General features: G+C 70.3%; 12 protein-coding genes. 11 read left to right on the top strand and 1 reads right to left on the bottom strand.

The window, feature by feature from the left end:
- The first annotated feature begins 77 nt into the window (after window positions 1-77).
- The 6 genes from ftsZ (at window position 78) to ACFRMN_RS17510 (ending at window position 5,155) form a co-directional block, all read left to right on the top strand.
- On the top strand, window positions 78-1,289 hold the full coding sequence (gene ftsZ / locus ACFRMN_RS17535; protein WP_383020011.1) for a cell division protein FtsZ: 1,212 nt from the start codon (window positions 78-80) through the stop codon (window positions 1,287-1,289).
- Window positions 1,286-2,014, top strand: a complete 729-nt coding sequence (gene pgeF / locus ACFRMN_RS17530) for a peptidoglycan editing factor PgeF (protein WP_383020009.1) — start codon at window positions 1,286-1,288, stop codon at window positions 2,012-2,014. Before ftsZ ends, pgeF begins: the two co-directional genes overlap by 4 nt.
- Before the next feature lie 7 nt (window positions 2,015-2,021).
- Window positions 2,022-2,741, top strand: coding sequence for a YggS family pyridoxal phosphate-dependent enzyme (locus tag ACFRMN_RS17525; RefSeq protein ID WP_383020007.1), 720 nt, complete (start codon window positions 2,022-2,024; stop codon window positions 2,739-2,741).
- Window positions 2,742-2,864: 123 nt separating this feature from the next.
- Window positions 2,865-3,476 (top strand): cell division protein SepF, encoded by a 612-nt coding sequence (locus tag ACFRMN_RS17520; RefSeq protein ID WP_383020005.1) that lies wholly within the window; start codon window positions 2,865-2,867, stop codon window positions 3,474-3,476.
- 91 nt (window positions 3,477-3,567) lie between these two features.
- Window positions 3,568-3,864: a YggT family protein gene (locus ACFRMN_RS17515; RefSeq protein WP_030353517.1), complete on the top strand. Its 297-nt coding sequence runs from the start codon at window positions 3,568-3,570 to the stop codon at window positions 3,862-3,864.
- Window positions 3,865-3,913: 49 nt separating this feature from the next.
- A complete protein-coding gene (locus ACFRMN_RS17510; RefSeq protein ID WP_383020003.1) occupies window positions 3,914-5,155 on the top strand; it encodes a DivIVA domain-containing protein in 1,242 nt (413 codons plus the stop codon).
- A 725-nt stretch (window positions 5,156-5,880) separates the two neighbouring features.
- Here ACFRMN_RS17510 and ileS read toward each other — a convergent pair.
- Window positions 5,881-9,030: an isoleucine--tRNA ligase gene (gene ileS / locus ACFRMN_RS17505; RefSeq protein ID WP_383020137.1), complete on the bottom strand. Its 3,150-nt coding sequence runs from the start codon at window positions 9,028-9,030 to the stop codon at window positions 5,881-5,883.
- Between the two features lie 569 nt (window positions 9,031-9,599).
- Between ileS and ACFRMN_RS17500 the strand changes: the two genes are divergently transcribed.
- The 5 genes from ACFRMN_RS17500 to ACFRMN_RS17480 all read left to right on the top strand — a co-directional run bounded on the left by ACFRMN_RS17500 (window position 9,600) and on the right by ACFRMN_RS17480 (window position 14,187).
- Window positions 9,600-10,421: a TraR/DksA family transcriptional regulator gene (locus ACFRMN_RS17500; protein WP_383020001.1), complete on the top strand. Its 822-nt coding sequence runs from the start codon at window positions 9,600-9,602 to the stop codon at window positions 10,419-10,421.
- A 62-nt stretch (window positions 10,422-10,483) separates the two neighbouring features.
- Window positions 10,484-11,044, top strand: a complete 561-nt coding sequence (gene lspA / locus ACFRMN_RS17495) for a signal peptidase II (RefSeq protein WP_383019999.1) — start codon at window positions 10,484-10,486, stop codon at window positions 11,042-11,044.
- Between the two features lie 17 nt (window positions 11,045-11,061).
- Window positions 11,062-12,003 carry an RluA family pseudouridine synthase gene (locus tag ACFRMN_RS17490; RefSeq protein ID WP_383019996.1) on the top strand — a complete coding sequence of 314 codons (942 nt, stop codon included), beginning with the start codon at window positions 11,062-11,064 and terminating at the stop codon, window positions 12,001-12,003.
- Window positions 12,000-12,485, top strand: a complete 486-nt coding sequence (locus ACFRMN_RS17485) for a GNAT family N-acetyltransferase (RefSeq protein ID WP_383019994.1) — start codon at window positions 12,000-12,002, stop codon at window positions 12,483-12,485. Before ACFRMN_RS17490 ends, ACFRMN_RS17485 begins: the two co-directional genes overlap by 4 nt.
- Window positions 12,486-12,600: 115 nt before the next feature.
- The gene (locus tag ACFRMN_RS17480; protein WP_383019992.1) at window positions 12,601-14,187 is read left to right on the top strand and encodes a Na+/H+ antiporter; all 1,587 of its coding nucleotides are present in this window, start codon (window positions 12,601-12,603) and stop codon (window positions 14,185-14,187) included.
- Window positions 14,188-14,193 lie beyond the last annotated feature (6 nt).

The raw sequence follows: 14,193 nt of genomic DNA, 5'->3' as shown, positions 1-14,193 counted from the left end.
CGTCCCATCGGCATCAGTCGTCGCGGCGCCACATCAGCGAAGCGACGACACGTAACTCGAGGCGAGAGGCCTTCGACGTGGCAGCACCGCAGAACTACCTCGCAGTCATCAAGGTCATCGGTGTCGGCGGCGGTGGTGTCAATGCCATCAACCGAATGATCGAGGTCGGCCTCAAGGGCGTCGAGTTCATCGCGATCAACACCGACGCACAAGCCCTGTTGATGAGTGACGCCGACGTCAAGCTCGACGTCGGCCGGGAACTCACCCGCGGCCTCGGCGCCGGAGCCAACCCGGCGGTCGGCCGCAAGGCGGCAGAGGACCACCGCGAGGAGATCGAGGAGGTCCTCAAGGGGGCCGACATGGTCTTCGTCACCGCCGGCGAGGGCGGCGGCACCGGCACCGGCGGCGCGCCCGTCGTCGCCAATATCGCCCGCTCGCTGGGCGCCCTCACGATCGGTGTGGTCACCCGCCCGTTCACCTTCGAGGGCCGCCGCCGCGCGAACCAGGCGGAGGACGGCATCGCCGAGCTCCGCGAAGAGGTCGACACCCTCATCGTCATCCCCAACGACCGGCTGCTGTCCATCTCGGACCGCCAGGTCAGCGTCCTCGACGCGTTCAAGTCCGCGGACCAGGTGCTGCTGTCGGGTGTCCAGGGCATCACCGACCTCATCACCACCCCGGGCCTGATCAACCTCGACTTCGCCGACGTCAAGTCCGTGATGTCCGAGGCGGGCTCCGCGCTCATGGGCATCGGCTCGGCCCGCGGCGACGACCGCGCGGTGGCCGCCGCCGAGATGGCGATCTCCTCGCCGCTCCTCGAAGCGTCCATCGACGGCGCCCGTGGTGTCCTGCTCTCCATCTCCGGCGGCAGCGACCTCGGTCTCTTCGAGATCAACGAGGCGGCGCAGCTGGTCAGCGAGGCGGCCCACCCCGAGGCCAACATCATCTTCGGCGCCGTCATCGACGACGCCCTGGGCGACGAGGTACGGGTCACGGTGATCGCGGCAGGCTTCGACGGCGGACAGCCGCCGACCCGGCGCGAGACCGTACTCGGCGCGGGCTCCGCGAAGCGCGACGACCAGCCTGCGCCCTCCCGGTCCTCGGACACCGGCCGCTCCGGCGGACTCGGCACCGTCCCGCCGCGTGAGGACGGCCCGGTCAAGCCCGAGCCCATTCCGACGGTCAACGAGAAGCCGCTCTCCCCGGTGAACCCCCCGCAGGTTCCCCCGGCCCGTCCGTACCAGGACAGCCAGGCCGAGGAGCTGGACGTCCCGGACTTCTTGAAGTGATAGGACAGCACGAAACACGGAGCGGCGCGCACTTCGCCTTCACCGACCGGTGGGGCGGGGTGAGCGCCGCTCCGTATGATCAGCTCAATCTCGGCGGCGCGGTCGGCGACGACCGCGGGGCCGTACGCGCCAACCGCGAACTCGCCGCGAAGTCCCTGGCGCTCGACCCCGCGCGGGTCGTCTGGATGAACCAGGTGCACGGCCGCGATGTGGCCGTTGTCGAAGGGCCGTGGACGAGCGCGGACATCCCGGCCGTCGACGCGATCGTCACACCGCGTCGCGGACTGGCACTCGCCGTACTCACCGCGGACTGCGTTCCGCTGCTGCTGGCCGATCCGGTCGCCGGGATCGCGGCCGCCGCCCATGCCGGCCGTCCCGGACTGGTCGCGGGGATCGTACCGGCCGCCGTCGAGGCGATGATCACACTCGGCGCGGAACCGTCCCGGATCACCGCCCGTACCGGACCGGCCGTCTGCGGTCGCTGCTACGAAGTCCCCGAGCGGATGCGGGACGAGGTCGCCGCCGTCGTACCGGAGGCTCGCTCCGAGACCAGTTGGTCCACCCCGGCCGTGGATGTCGTCGCCGGGGTCCACGCACAGCTCGACGCGCTCGGGGTCCGCGACCGGCAGCGTTCGGCTATCTGCACACTGGAGTCGGACGACCACTATTCGTACCGCCGCGACCGCACCACCGGGCGGCTCGCCGGCTATGTCTGGCTGGACTGATAAGCACATGAAGGACCGGAAGACCGAACTCGCCGAGAATCTGGTGATGGTGGAGGAACGTATCTCCTCCGCCTGCGCGGCGGCCGGGCGTCCGCGGGAGGACGTGACCCTGATCGTGGTCACCAAGACCTACCCCGCGAGCGATGTCCGGCTGCTTCATGAACTCGGCGTACGGCACGTCGCGGAGAACCGTGACCAGGATGCCGCCCCCAAGGCCGCTGCCTGCGCGGATTTGTCGCTGACCTGGCACTTTGTTGGTCAATTGCAGACGAACAAAGCCCGTTCCGTAGCCAGTTACGCCGAAGTCGTGCAGTCTGTCGACCGGATCAAGCTGGTTTCCGCGCTCTCCGCCGCCGCGGTGCGCGCGGAGCGTGAGCTGACCTGTCTGATTCAGGTCGCCCTCGACGCCGAGTCCGGCGAACGCGGTGCGCGGGGCGGCACGGCACCCGACGGAATTGAGGAGTTGGCCACAGCGGTGGCCGGTGCACCAGGACTGCGGCTCGGCGGTCTGATGACCGTGGCGCCGCTCGCCGGACCGTACGCGGGCCGGCAACAGGCGGCGTTCGAGCGGCTGCTGGAATTCTCATCCCGCCTGCGCGCGGACCATCCGGCTGCGAACATGGTCTCAGCAGGGATGAGTGCGGACCTTGAGGACGCCGTGAAGGCCGGTGCGACACATGTACGCGTCGGTACGGCGGTACTCGGAGTCCGACCCAGCCTCGGGTAACGTCGCGAAGCAAGTCGGACCACAGCAGAAAATATGGTCATTTCGCCAAAAAGCGGACAGGCCTAGTGGATCGCGGGCACTTGGTGACGAGGCCGATCCACCACAGAGCGGAGGACTCAGAGCATGGCCGGCGCGATGCGCAAGATGGCGGTCTACCTCGGCCTCGTGGAGGACGATGGGTACGACGGCCGGGGCTTCGACCCCGACGATGATTTCGAACCCGAGCCGGAACCCGAACGGGAACACCGGCGTCACCAGCCCGTGCGTCAGCAGGAGCGGGAAGAGCCGGTGCGGATGGCCCAGCCACCCGCGCAGCGCGAGCGCGAGCCGGTGTCGCTAGCGGCAGAAAGCGGACGTCCCGCCCGAATCGCCCCCGTGGCGTCCATCACACCTGAACGTCCGAGCCTGGAGAAGAACGCACCGGTGATCATGCCCAAGGTTGTGTCCGAGCGGGAGCCCTACCGCATCACCACGCTGCACCCGAGGACCTACAACGAGGCCCGTACTATCGGGGAACACTTCCGTGAGGGCACCCCGGTGATCATGAATCTGACCGAGATGGACGACACCGATGCGAAGCGACTTGTCGACTTTGCCGCGGGACTTGTCTTCGGTCTCCATGGCAGCATTGAACGAGTGACCCAGAAGGTGTTCCTGCTGTCTCCTGCTAACGTCGATGTCACGGCGGAGGACAAGGCCCGCATCGCAGAGGGCGGGTTCTTCAACCAGAGCTAGGAAGCAGCACCGGGAACGACCCGGTCGAACGGCGGGAAAGACCCGGCGAACGGCCGGACCAGAGTGAGCCAGGGGAGAGGGAAGCAGCGGGATGGGCGTCGCACTACAGGTGGTTTACATCGCGCTGATGTGCTTCCTCATCGTGCTTATTTTCCGGTTGGTCATGGACTACGTCTTCCAGTTCGCCCGCTCATGGCAGCCCGGCAAGGCGATGGTGGTCGTTCTGGAGGCCACCTACACTGTCACCGATCCACCGCTCAAGCTTCTGCGGCGGTTCATCCCGCCGCTGCGTCTCGGGGGCGTGGCACTCGACCTGTCCTTCTTCGTTCTGATGATCATCGTTTACATCCTGATCTCGCTTGTGAGCAACCTGGCGAGGGGAATGTGAACGATACGGTCTTGCCGACTGCCGACGACTACGTAGAGGTGAAGTAGAGATGCCGTTGACCCCTGAGGACGTGCGGAACAAGCAGTTCACGACCGTCCGCCTCCGAGAAGGCTACGACGAGGACGAGGTCGATGCCTTTCTCGACGAGGTCGAGGCGGAACTGACCCGCTTGCTCCGCGAGAACGAGGACCTGCGCGCCAAGCTGGCCGCCGCCACGCGTGCCGCCGCGCAGAACCAACAGCAGCAGGGTATGCGGAAGCCTCCCGAACAGCAGGAACGGCCGGGTGCCCCGGTACCCGCCGCCATATCCGGACCGCCGCAGCAGCAGCAGCCCCCGCAGATGGGTCCCCCCCAGCTGCCCGGCGGAGCTCCGCAGCTGCCCGCGGGTCCGAGCGCGCACGGCCACGGCCCCGGTCCGCAGGGTCATGACCCGCGGGGCCAGCACGGCCCGGGCCCGATGGGCCAGGGTGGCCCCATGCAGCAGGGTGGCCCCATGCAGGGCGGTCCGATGCAGGGTGGTCCCATGCAGCAGGGCGGCCCCATGCAGGGCGGTCCGATGCAGGGTGGCCCCATGCAGGGCGGTCCCATGGGTGGACCGATGGGCGGCCCCATGGGCGGCCACGGCCCGGGGATGCCGCAGCCCGGTCAGGGCCCCGGCGGCGACAGCGCCGCGCGGGTCCTCTCGCTCGCCCAGCAGACCGCCGACCAGGCGATCGCCGAGGCGCGCTCCGAGGCCAACAAGATCGTCGGCGAGGCGCGCAGCCGTGCCGAGGGTCTGGAGCGTGACGCACGCGCCAAGGCGGACGCGCTGGAGCGGGACGCGCAGGAGAAGCACCGCGTGGCGATGGGCTCCCTGGAGTCCGCCCGCGCGACGCTGGAGCGCAAGGTCGAGGACCTGCGCGGCTTCGAGCGCGAGTACCGTACGCGGCTGAAGTCCTACCTGGAGAGCCAGCTGCGTCAGCTGGAGACCCAGGCCGACGACTCGCTGGCCCCGCCGAGGACCCCGGCGACCGCGTCGCTGCCGCCGTCGCCGTCCATGGCTCCGGCCGGTGCGGGCGCGATGGGACACGGCATGGGTGGCAGCCCGTCCATGGGCGGTTCGATGGGCGGTTCCATGGGTGGTTCCATGGGTGGCCACACGCCTTCGCCGGGCCCGTCGTACGGCGGTCAGCAGCAGATGTCTCCGGCGATGACCCAGCCGATGGCACCGGTGCGGCCGCAGGCGCCGCAGCCGATGCAGCAGGCACCGTCGCCGATGCGGGGCTTCCTGATCGACGAGGACGACAACTGAGGGGCGGCGCGCGCGTGAGCTGCGCGTAGCCGTCGGCAGGCTGAGGGCTGGGCCCGGGGTTTTTACCTCGGGCCCGGCCTTTTTTGTGGGCGGGGTGCGGGTGTGCGGGTGCGGGTGGCGGTGCGGTGGCCGGTGCGGGGCTGGGCCGCTGCGCGGGGCTCTCCCCTGACCCGCCCCTTCCCGAAACCGGGGCGCTGCCCCGGACCCCGGCCCCCACCGTTGCGGTGGGGTAGGGACGACGGGGCGGGGCCCCGCGCCCCAGGCGCGCCTGCTTCGCGGCGCCGGCTCCCGCTGCTGTGAGCGCGCTGTTCAGGGGTGGGTGCTGTGCTGTGGGTGTGTTGGCTTCGTGGCGTCGGCTCCCGCTGCTGTGAGCGCGCCACCCGGGGCGGGGCCCCGCGCCCCGGGTGCGGCTGCTTCGCGGCGCGAGTTCTCGTGCCCCTGAGCGCGCGGGCATCGGGTGCCGACTCACGCGCCCCTGGGGCGTAGCGTGCCGGTGGAGCGCGGATGGGGGGCCTGCGCTATGGCCGCGGCGGCCTCGTGGCGTCGGCTCCCGCTGCTGTGAGCGCGCCACCCGGGGCGGGGCCCCGCGCCCCGGGTGCGCCTGCTTCGCGGCGCGAGTTCTCGTGCCCCTGCGCGCGCGGGCATCGGGTGCCGGCTCACGCGCCCGTGCGCCCCGGCCACCCCGGCCCGGTCCGGGATGCCGGGCCGGGCCGTTCAGGGGGGCGTTAGATCTTGCGCAGGTGGAACGTGAGGGACAGGCCTTCGTCCGTGAAGGCGGTGCCGTACGCGTCGTCCGCTTCGCCCGTGGCGAAGTCCGCCGCGAGGACCTCCTCGGAGATCAGCGGGGCGTGTGCCGTCAGGGCCTCCGTGGTGGACGGGGACGACGTCGTCCAGCGGACCGCGATACGGTCCGCCACGTCGAGGCCGCTGTTCTTGCGGGCCTCCTGGATGAGGCGGATCGCGTCACGGGCCAGGCCCGCTAGGCGCAGTTCCGGGGTGATCTCCAGGTCCAGGGCGACCGTCGCGCCGGAGTCCGAGGCGACCGACCAGCCCTCGCGCGGGGTCTCCGTGATGATCACCTCGTCGGGGGCGAGCGCGACCGGCTCGCCGTCCACGGTCACCGTGGCCGTACCGTCGCGCAGGGCGGCGGAGAGGGCCGCCGCGTCCGCTTCGGCGACGGCCTTGGCCACCGCCTGGACGCCCTTGCCGAAGCGCTTGCCCAGCGCGCGGAAGTTCGCCTTGGCCGTGGTGTCGACCAGCGAGCCGCCCACCTCGGAGAGCGTCGCCAGGGAGGAGACGTTCAGCTCCTCGGTGATCTGTGCGCGCAGCTCGGGGGAAAGGTCCTCGAAGCCCGTCGCCGCGATCAGCGCGCGGGACAGCGGCTGGCGGGTCTTCACGCCCGACTCGGCGCGCGTCGCGCGGCCCAGCTCGACCAGCCTGCGTACCAGCGTCATCTGCCGCGAGAGCGCCGGATCGATCGCCGTCAGGTCGGCCTCCGGCCAGCTCGCCAGATGGACCGACTCCTCCGCCTCGGCCGTCACCGGCACGATCATGTCCTGCCAGACCCGCTCGGTGATGAACGGCGTCAGCGGGGCCATCAGCCGCGTGACCGTGTCGACCACCTCGTGCAGCGTGCGCAGCGCCGCCTTGTCGGCCCCCCAGAAGCGCCGACGCGAGCGGCGTACGTACCAGTTGGAGAGATCGTCGACGAAGGCCGAGAGCAGCTTGCCGGCGCGCTGGGTGTCGTACGCCTCCATGGCCTGGGTGGTCTGGTCGACCAGCGCGTTCAGCTCGCTCAGCAGCCAGCGGTCGAGCAGCGGGCGGTCGGCCGGCGCCGGATCGGCTTCGCTGGGTGCCCAGTTGGAGGTGCGCGCGTACAGGGCCTGGAAGGCGACCGTGTTCCAGTACGTGAGCAGCGTCTTGCGGACGACCTCCTGGATCGTGCCGTTGCCGACCCGGCGGGCCGCCCACGGGGAGCCGCCGGCCGCCATGAACCAGCGGACCGCGTCGGCGCCGTGCTGGTCCATCAGCGGGATCGGCTGGAGGATGTTGCCCAGGTGCTTGGACATCTTGCGGCCGTCCTCGGCGAGGATATGGCCGAGGCAGACCACGTTCTCGTACGACGACTTGTCGAAGACCAGCGTGCCGACGGCCATCAGCGTGTAGAACCAGCCGCGCGTCTGGTCGATCGCCTCCGAGATGAACTGCGCCGGGTAGCGCTTCTCGAAGAGGTCCTTGTTCTTGTACGGGTAGCCCCACTGCGCGAACGGCATCGAACCCGAGTCGTACCAGGCGTCGATGACCTCCGGGACCCGGGTGGCCTCCAGCGAACAGCCCTCGGCGGGGCAGCCGAACGTGACCGCGTCGATGAACGGGCGGTGCGGGTCCAGCGCCGACTGGTCGGTGCCCGTCAGCTCGGTCAGCTCCGCGCGCGAGCCCACGCACGTCAGATGGTTGTCCTCGCAGCGCCAGATGGGCAGCGGGGTGCCCCAGTAGCGGTTACGGGACAGCGCCCAGTCGACGTTGTTGTTGAGCCAGTCCCCGTACCGGCCGTGCTTGACCGAGTCCGGGAACCAGTTGGTCCTCTCGTTCTCCTCCAGCAGCCGGTCCTTGATGGCCGTCGTACGGATGTACCAGGACGGCTGCGCGTAGTAGAGGAGCGCGGTGTGGCAGCGCCAGCAGTGCGGGTAGCTGTGCTCGTAGGGCACATGGCGCAGCAGCAGCCCGCGCGCACGCAGGTCCTCGGTGAGCGCTTCGTCCGCCTTCTTGAAGAAGACCCCGCCGACCAGCGGGACGCTCTCCTCGAACGTGCCGTCGGGACGGACCGGGTTCACGACCGGAAGGCCGTACGCGCGGCAGACCTTGAGGTCGTCCTCGCCGAAGGCCGGGGACTGGTGGACCAGACCCGTACCGTCCTCGGTGGTGACGTACTCGGCGTTGACGACGTAGTGCGCCTCGGTCCCGTCCGGGAAGTCGACCAGGGTGAAGGGGCGGTCGTACGTCCAGCGCTCCATCTCGCGGCCGGTGAACGACTCGCCGGTGGTCTCCCACCCCTCGCCCAGCGCCTTTTCCAGCAGCGGCCGGGCGACGACGAGCTTCTCCTCGCCGTTCGTCGCGACGACATAGGTGACGTCGGGGTGCGCGGCGACGGCGGTGTTCGAGACCAGGGTCCAGGGGGTGGTCGTCCAGACCAGCAGCGCCGCCTCGCCCGCGAGCGGTCCCGAGGTGAGCGGGAAGCGTACGAAGACCGAGGGGTCGACGACCGTCTCGTACCCCTGCGCCAGCTCATGGTCGGACAGGCCGGTCTGGTCGCGCGGACACCACGGCGCGACGCGGTAGTCCTGGACCAGCAGGCCCTTGTTGAAGATCTCCTTCAGCGACCACCAGACGGACTCGATGTACTCCGGGTCCATCGTGCGGTACGCGTCGTCCAGATCGACCCAGTACCCCATGCGGGTCGTCAGCTCGGTGAAGGCGTCGGTGTGCCGGGTGACGGACTCGCGGCACTTGGCGTTGAACTCCGCGATGCCGTACGCCTCGATGTCTTTCTTGTCCGTGAAGCCGAGCTCCTTCTCGACGGCCAGCTCCACGGGCAGGCCGTGGCAGTCCCAGCCGGCCTTGCGGGCGACGTGGTAGCCGCGCATGGTGCGGAAGCGCGGGAAGACGTCCTTGAAGACACGGGCCTCGATGTGGTGCGCGCCCGGCATGCCGTTGGCGGTGGGCGGGCCCTCGTAGAAGACCCACTCGGGGCGGCCCTCGGACTGTTCGAGGGTCTTGTCGAAGACCTTGCTCTCGCGCCAGAAATCGAGCACGGCGTGCTCCAGCGCGGGCAGGTCGACCTGGGCGGGCACCTGGCGGTACTGGGGCGGGGTCACTGGTGTCATGGGGCGCTTCCTCCGGCGGAACTGCGGCATCTCCGTCGGAGGGACGAGAGCACTGCTCCCGCGGTACCACCCTCCTTGGCCCCGGGCGTGCGCCGCCCGCGGCCCCCTCATTGGGGTCGCGCTGCCGGTTCTACTCGCTCCGGTGGGACCGGGGCTTTCTTCCGGCGGCTCCGGGGTGATGCTTCACCTCGCGCTCTGCCCCCGGGCTCTCACCGTCCCCGGGTCGCTCATGGCCGCGTACGACGCTACTCGTCCCCATCCACGCCTCTCGCACGGCCCAGTGTACGGGGCGGGGCGGGACGCGGCCGACCGGTTTTCGCGGGGAGCGCCGTACGGCCGAGCGTATGACCCGAATGGTTATACCGGCCCCGGAGAGCTCGGCGGCGGCCCTTCGGCGGATTACCGGGCGGCGAGCTGGGCACAACGGATGCAGGCTGGTCTTGTCGCAGACGTGGGGAGGGTCGATCCGGCGGCGTGCCCCGTTGCCGCGGGGCTGGGGTCGATTTATCGTCCCAGCACGATTCGCGAGCAAGATCACCCTATGTGAAGGGGCCGCGGCCATGGTGGCGAAGAAGACCGCCGCGAAGAAGACGACCGCGGCGAAAACGGCGACCGAGAGCGCGGCCAGGGCCACGGCGAAGGCCACAGCGAAGTCGGCGGCGAGGAAGACACCGGCCAAGAAGTCAGCGGCCAAGAAAGCACCGGCGAAGAAATCCGCGGCGAAGAAGGCGGCCAAGAGGGCACCGGCGAAGAAGACGGCCGCGAAGAAGTCCGCGGCCAAGAAGGCGGCGCCCGGCCGGGCGGCCGCCGGTGAGACCGCGAAGAAGGCCGCGTCCGCGGCCGAGGGGGCGGCCCAGGCCGCGGAACAGACGGGAGCCAGCACGGTGGGAGCGAAGAAGACCGCGGACGGCGGGGGTACGGCGGCGGGCCGGCGTGGATCGGGGGCCGCGACGGCGGTGCCCACCGCGCGTGCCGCCACACCCCCCGAGGAGCTGGCCGTACGGCCGGGTGAGGATCCCTGGACGCCGGAGGAGGCCGCGGCGGCCCGCGACGTGCTGGAGAGCGAGGCCGCCAGACTGCGCGCCGAGATCACCTCGTCCGAGACCGCGCTGGCCGGGCTGATGCGGGACTCCGGGGACGGCGCCGGTGACGACGACGCGGACACCGGCACGAAGAACATCACACGCGAGCACGAGATGTCGCTCGCCGCCAACGCCCGCGAGATGCTGGAGCAGACCGAGCACGCGCTCCAGCGGCTCGACGCCGGTACGTACGGGCTGTGCGAGATCTGCGGAAAGCCGATCGGCAAGGCCAGGATGCAGGCGTTCCCGCGGGCCACACTCTGTGTGGAGGACAAGCAGAAACAGGAACGTCGAGGCTGAACGCGTACGCGTGTGCCGTACGCTCGTCCTCAGTCAGGTACCTAGAGGGTTGAGGAACTTACGTGGCAGAGGCGGAGCGCAGCATCGGTACGCCGGAGGTTGACGACGAGGCCGCGGCTGCCGCCGAGCAGCCCAGAGGGAAGCGCAGGATCGCCGCCCTCTTCGCCGTCGCCGTGGTGGCTTATCTGCTGGACCTCGGCAGCAAGATGCTCGTGGTGGCCAAGCTGGAGCACCACGAGCCGATCGAGGTGATCGGCGATCTGCTGAAGTTCGAGGCGATCAGGAACCCGGGCGCCGCGTTCGGTATCGGCGAGGCGTTCACGGTGATCTTCACATGCATCGCGACGGCCGTGATCGTGGTGATCGCGCGGCTGGCCCGCAAGCTCTACAGCCTGCCCTGGGCGATCGCGCTGGGGCTGCTGCTCGGTGGCGCGCTGGGCAATCTCACCGACCGGATCTTCCGTTCCCCCGGTGTCTTCCAGGGCGCCGTGGTCGACTTCATCGCGCCCGCGCACTTCGCGGTCTTCAACCTCGCCGACTCCGCGATCGTCTGCGGCGGCATTCTCATCGTGCTGCTGTCGTTCCGGGGCCTCGACCCCGACGGGACCGTCCACCGGGACTGACAAGGCATACTCGACGGGTGAGCTTTCCCGAGATCAGAACGCTGCCCGTGCCCGATGGCCTGGAGGGCGAGCGCGTCGACGCCGCCATCGCCCGTATGTTCGGGTTCTCCCGTACGAAGGCGGCCGAGCTGGCCGCCTCCGGGAAGGTACAGGTCGACGGCTCCGTCGTCGGGAAGTCCGAGCGTGTGAACGGCGGGGCCTGGCTGGAGGTCGAGATGCCGCTTGCCGCCGTCCCCGTGCAGATCGTGGCCGAGCCCGTCGAGGGCATGGAGATCGTGCACGACGACGACGACATCGTGGTGATCGTCAAACCGGTCGGTGTCGCCGCGCACCCCAGCCCCGGCTGGAACGGTACGACCGTCATCGGCGGTCTGGCCGCGGCCGGCTACCGCATCTCCACCTCCGGCGCGGCCGAGCGGCAGGGCATCGTGCACCGGCTGGACGTCGGTACCTCCGGGCTGATGGTGGTGGCCAAGTCGGAGCGCGCGTACACCCTGCTCAAGGCGCAGTTCAAGGAGCGGGTCGTCGACAAGCGCTACCACGCGCTGGTGCAGGGCCACCCGGACCCGATGAGCGGGACCATCGACGCCCCCATGGGCCGCCACCCGAACCACGACTACAAGTGGGCGGTCACCGCCGAGGGCAAGCCGTCGGTGACGCACTACGACCTGATCGAGGCGTTCCGGTCGGCCTCGCTGCTGGACATCAAGCTGGAGACGGGCCGTACGCACCAGATCCGGGTGCATATGTCCGCCCACCGGCATCCGTGCGTGGGCGATCTGACCTACGGCGCCGATCCGACGCTGGCCAAGCGGCTGGGGCTGACCCGGCAGTGGCTGCACGCCGTACGGCTCGGCTTCGAGCACCCGTCGGACGGGCGGTGGGTGGAGTACTCCAGCGGCTACCCCGACGATCTCCAGGGCGCGCTGGACAAGGTCAGGGCGGAGAGCAACGGATGACCGCGGGCGGCGACGGCTCCGGCTTCCTGGTACGGATCGCGACCGGACCGGCGGACCTGGAGGCGTGCTTCGCGGTCCGCAAGGAGGTCTTCGTCGTCGAGCAGCGGGTCTCCGAGGGCATCGAGTACGACGGCCGTGACGAGCGGGCGCTCCAGCTGCTCGCCCTCCGCGAGGACGGGGCGCCGCTGGGCACCGCGCGGCTGCTGTACGGGCCCGAGGCCGCCGACCGGACCGGCGGGGACCCGTCCGTCGGCTCGCTGGGACGGCTGGCGGTCGTCGCGCCGGCCCGTGGTCTCGGTATCGGCGTGGCGCTGGTACGGGCCGTCGAGGACGCGGCCCGCGAGCGCGGTCTCACGGTGGTGGACCTGCACGCGCAGTCGCACGCGCTGGGCTTCTACGAGCGGCTGGGATACGCGGCGTACGGCCCCGAGTTCCAGGACGCGGGCATCGCGCACCGGTCGATGCGCCGCACGCTGCCGTAGCCCACCGGGCCACCTTCCCGTGGCCCCCTGGGAGACTCGCGCGGCGTGCGTGGCAGGCTGGAGTCCCTGATCACCGACGTCTGCCGTAAGGCTTTCGATCACCGGAGGGCCCACCGTGGACCAGTTGGCGCTGCTGCTCGTGCTGTTGCTGGGTGCGGTGGTCACGGTGCCGCTCGGGGAGCGGCTGGGGCTGCCCTCGCCGGTGCTGATGACCTTGGTGGGGATCGTCCTGGCGCTGCTGCCGTTCGTACCGAACGTGCAGGTGCCGCCGGACTTTATCCTTCCGCTGCTGCTGCCGCCCCTGCTGTACGCCGCCGTACAGCGCACCTCCTGGCGGCAGTTCACGGCGAATGTGCGCCCTATCCTGCTGCTCGCGGTCGCCCTGGTCTTCGTGACGACGGCGGCCGTCGCGGTGGTGGCCAACTCCATCGTGCCCGGACTGCCGATCGCCGCCGCGGTCGCGCTCGGCGCGCTCGTCGCGCCGCCCGATCCGGTGGCCGCGACCGCCGTCGCGGGCTCCCTCGGACTGCCCCGGCGGCTGGTCTCGATCCTGGAGGGCGAGGGGCTGTTCAACGATGTCACCGCGATCGTCCTCTACCACGTGGCGATCGCCGCGGTCGTCAGCGGAACGTTCTCCTGGCCGGGCGCGGTCGGCTCGCTCGTCCTGTCCGCGGTGGTGGCCGTGGCGGTGGGACTCGCGCTCGGCTGGATCTCCAACAAGCTGATGACGGTGCTCGGTGACGCGACGCTGCAGATCGGACTCTCGCTGCTGGTGCCGTTCGTCAGCTATGTGCTGGCGGAGGAGCTGCACGGCTCGGGTGTCCTCGCCGTCCTGACCACCGCGCTCTTCCTGGCCACGCACACGGCGGACGCCGACGACGTGATGGGACGGCTGGCCGGCAACTCCTTCTGGCAGATCGTCGACACCCTGGTGACCGGGGTCGCCTTCGGTCTGATCGGGCTGGAGCTCCACAACGCCTTCGGCGGGGCAGGCGGCCGTGCGTCCGCGATGCTCGGCTGGGGCGCGGCGGTCATCGGGGTCGTCGTGATCGTACGGCTGCTGTGGCTGCTGCCCGCGACCTGGCTGGCCAAGCGGATGCACAAGCTCCGCGACTACGACGAGGAGATCCCGACCAGCTGGCGCGAGACCGTGGTCATGTGGTGGGCCGGGATGCGCGGGGTGGCCTCGGTCGCCCTCGCGCTGGCGATCCCGCTGAAGACCGACAGCGGTGAGCCGTTCCCCGGCCGTGCGGAGATCATCTTCATCGCGTTCGCGGTCATCATGGCCACCCTGGTCATCCAGGGTCTGACCCTGCCCTGGCTGGTGCGGAAGCTCGGGGTACGGGCGGACACGAACGCGGAACGCGAGCTGGAACACTCACTCGCGATCCGCGCCGCCAAGGCGGCCAAGCGCCGGCTCAGGGAGATCGAGGACGTCGAGGACCTGCCGGAGGAGATCAGCGAACGGCTCCAGCGCGGCGCCGGCGACATCGGCGTACGGATCAGCCCCGATCTGATCGATGACGAGCGGCGTGAGTGGGTCACCAAGAGGGTGGAGCGCATCAAGACCGTCCAGCGCATTCAGCGCGAGATGATGTCGGCGGCCCGCCACGAGGTGCTTTCGGCCCGCAACGAGCCGGGCTCGGACCCCGAGATCGTGGACCGTGTCCTGCGCCACCTGGACGTGCGCAGCATGCGCTGAGCCGGT

Origin of the sequence: Streptomyces sp. NPDC056835 (assembly GCF_042789485.1) — a bacterium.
GTDB lineage: Bacteria > Actinomycetota > Actinomycetes > Streptomycetales > Streptomycetaceae > Streptomyces.
This window is presented reverse-complemented; position numbering and strand designations above follow the sequence as displayed.